This is a genomic window from Gammaproteobacteria bacterium, from assembly GCA_028817225.1.
Classification (GTDB): Bacteria; Pseudomonadota; Gammaproteobacteria; order Poriferisulfidales; family Oxydemutatoraceae; genus Oxydemutator.
Genome location: JAPPQC010000040.1, coordinates 1 through 2,686, shown reverse-complemented (window position 1 = coordinate 2,686; position 2,686 = coordinate 1). Strand labels below are relative to the sequence as shown.

Below are 2,686 nucleotides of genomic sequence, written 5' to 3'. Positions count from 1 at the left end.
GGCATTGCGCTGGACGGGCATGAATGGCCCGGCGCGGGCATTGTAGCACCGTTCACAGGGCGAAAATGGCGGCGAAGACTCCATTTTGTCGGTCATTTTGGAGTCGGAAACTCCAATTTTCATGCCATATTGGAGTTTTGTGATGGGGATTTGTATGAAGGCTGTCGTCGGGTTGGCCGGCAATTCGGCGTTTGTGTTCACGGCGTCAGTTGCAGTTCCATCACCACCAGGCCGATGTTCGGTGCGCTTGGCGCGACGCGGGATTCGCGGAATCCGTGTTCTTCGTACAGGCGCCGGGCCGGGAGGTTGTCCTTGAAAACCTCGCACAGCAGACGGCACAGTTTCAGTTCTTCGGCGGCGTGGCAGATGACGCTTTGTATCACGCGCCGCGCAAGGGGCGCGCGCCCGGCGGCGTTTTGTTCCGAGTAGTCGCACAGGTAAAACCCCCACCAGCCGGTTTTTTCGCCGGCGTCGAGACGGAAGAAGGAGGCCACCGCCAGCGGCTCGCCGTTCTCCTCATAAATACGCCATTGTTTGGTCTTGTCGGCGCGGGTTTTTTGCCACCAGGCGGCGTGTTCCTCCGCTGAAATGCGGTGCTTTGTGACCATCGCCCGGCGCACGCGCGGGTGGTTGCGCCACCGCAGCAGGTCTTGCAGGTCGGCCTCGGTTACCGGGCGCAGGCTGGCGTTCATTGCGGTTGCATCAGCGCGTCGGCGACTTTGCCGGCGCCTTGTCCGTCCACAAGGCGACTGGCGCGGGCGGCGGTCTCACGGCGCCATTGGTGGTCGTGCAGCGCCTGTTGCAGCGCGGCGTGGAAATCGCCGTCCCGGTGTTCTTGACGAAGTGTGATGCCGATGCGCTCCCGTTCAAGCGCGTCGGCGTTGGCCAGTTGGTTTTCTGCGGCGACGATTGTGATGGAGGGCAGGCCGAGACAGCAGCGTTCCCAGGCGGTCACGCCGGCGGCGCCGATGGCGAGGTCGGCGCGGCTGATGCGTTTCGCCATGTCGCTGACTGCGACGGAAACGGTGGTTGGCGCCGGCAGTGCGGCGGCGGCTTTTTCAATTTCCGCGCATTGTGGAAAGGCCGCGCCGAGGACGACATCCACTGCGATGCCGTCCGGCAGGGCGGCAGCGGCCAGTTGCCGCAGCACGGCGCCGGTCAGGTTGCCCGGGTCGGCGCCGCCGAAGGTCACCAGCAGGTTGCCGACTTCGGTTGTCTTTTCCCTGCGCGCCAGTGTCGCGGCGCGCAGTTCGGCGAATTCGGAGCGCAACGGAGTGTAGGCGGCGCCGAGCAGCAGGCGGCACGCGGGTGGCGTCAATGACTGGTAGTGTTGCGGGCGCCGGGTGCACAGATAGTCCAGCAGCAGGTCGCATTCGTGTCGGCGGTTTGCCAAATCGTCAATGACCATGATTTTTTTTGCATGCGGGCGTATCGTCGTTTCCCATTGATGGTCGAGGGAGTAGTGATCCACAATCAGCCAGTCGCACGGCCCGGTTTGCTGGATGGCGTTCGCGGTTTCGGCGGCGTCGTCGCGCCGCATCGCACCGGCGCCGCCCGTGTCGAGCAGTGTGCAAGCGTGTTCTTCGGCGTGGATGAGGCCGGCCAGATGGCCTTCGTGCGCGCGGCACACAAACCGCACTTCGGCGCCGCGCTCGCGCAGCGCGCCGGCCAGCGTCAGGCAGCGCATGACATGACCGCTGCCGATGGCCGCCGAGGCGTCGGTGCGGATGACGATGTTCACAATCCGCTTTGCCGCCGCGCCGGCGCCGGCGCTGCCTGCGCGTTGATGGCCGCCAGGTCGGGGTGTTTCCGCAACAGTCGCAGAACATCCTCCATTGTGAAGCGGGGGTTGTTCGGGTACAGGGCCTGATAAACCCGCGTGACAAAAGCGAGGTCGTCCGCGGTGTCCACAGTCCAGCGCATGTTCGAGTAATCCGTCGGAGAAACAAGGCGCCCGATGCGAAATTGTTCGGGGCGGTGCTTGATGTAAGGGGTGACATGCTCGCGGTCATCCGGCGAGCGCGCTTCGCGCCACGCCGTTTCCAGCGCGGCGCGGCGCATGACCTCGACATTCAGGCCGCGCGGGTAGCCGGAGTCGTGGCCGGCGGATGTGTAGTCGTTTTCCTCTTGCAGATGCCGCTCGATGGTGTCGTCCACGATTCGCGGGTCCATCAACGGGCAATCGCAGGTCATGCGGACAATGTGTTGCGGTTCGTGGCGCAGGGCCGCCCGGTGATAACGGTCGAGGACATCTTCAAGGCTGCCGCGAAAGCAGTCCAGATGCAGCGACGAGCACAACTCTTCGATGGCGTCGTCCGACGGCTGGTCACTGGTGGCGACGGCCAGTTTGCCGATGTTGCGTGCGCCCCGGGTGCGCTCAATCTGGCGCTGCATCATCGGCTCGCCGAGAACGGGTTTCAGCACTTTCCCCGGCAGGCGGGTGGAGGTGGTGCGCGCCTGGAGCAGGGTCAGTATCTGCATCTGTCGGGGCGGAAGGGCGGCGGCGGGTTCAGCGGCCCGCCGCGCCGGTTTTCTCAAGCAGAAACATGATGTCGCGGTTGTCGCTGTCGCGGTTGTCGCTGTCGCGGTAGCGGATTTTTCTTTCCTTGACCAGTTTCAGGTCCGCGAATTCGTCGAGGTACAGTTTCGGGAAATTCGCCTTCCACATCAGGCCGTCGCGCCCGCG

The 2,686-nt window shown here is 64.3% G+C and carries 4 protein-coding genes; all 4 read right to left on the bottom strand.

From position 1 onward, the window contains the following. The coding region (locus OXU50_05530) for a hypothetical protein (protein MDD9869335.1) at positions 1–201 on the bottom strand (201 nt) is incomplete at its 3' end. Beyond that, positions 198–692, bottom strand: a complete 495-nt coding sequence (gene pseH, locus OXU50_05525; GenBank protein MDD9869334.1) for a UDP-4-amino-4,6-dideoxy-N-acetyl-beta-L-altrosamine N-acetyltransferase — start codon at positions 690–692, stop codon at positions 198–200. The genes OXU50_05530 and pseH, both read right to left, overlap by 4 nt. Further along, entirely contained in the window at positions 689–1,741 is a 1,053-nt protein-coding gene (gene pseG, locus OXU50_05520; protein ID MDD9869333.1) for a UDP-2,4-diacetamido-2,4,6-trideoxy-beta-L-altropyranose hydrolase, read from the bottom strand. The genes pseH and pseG overlap by 4 nt, the downstream gene beginning before the upstream one ends. Beyond that, positions 1,738–2,481 carry a glycosyltransferase family protein gene (locus tag OXU50_05515; protein ID MDD9869332.1) on the bottom strand — a complete coding sequence of 248 codons (744 nt, stop codon included), beginning with the start codon at positions 2,479–2,481 and terminating at the stop codon, positions 1,738–1,740. The genes pseG and OXU50_05515 overlap by 4 nt, the downstream gene beginning before the upstream one ends. Positions 2,482–2,686 lie beyond the last annotated feature (205 nt).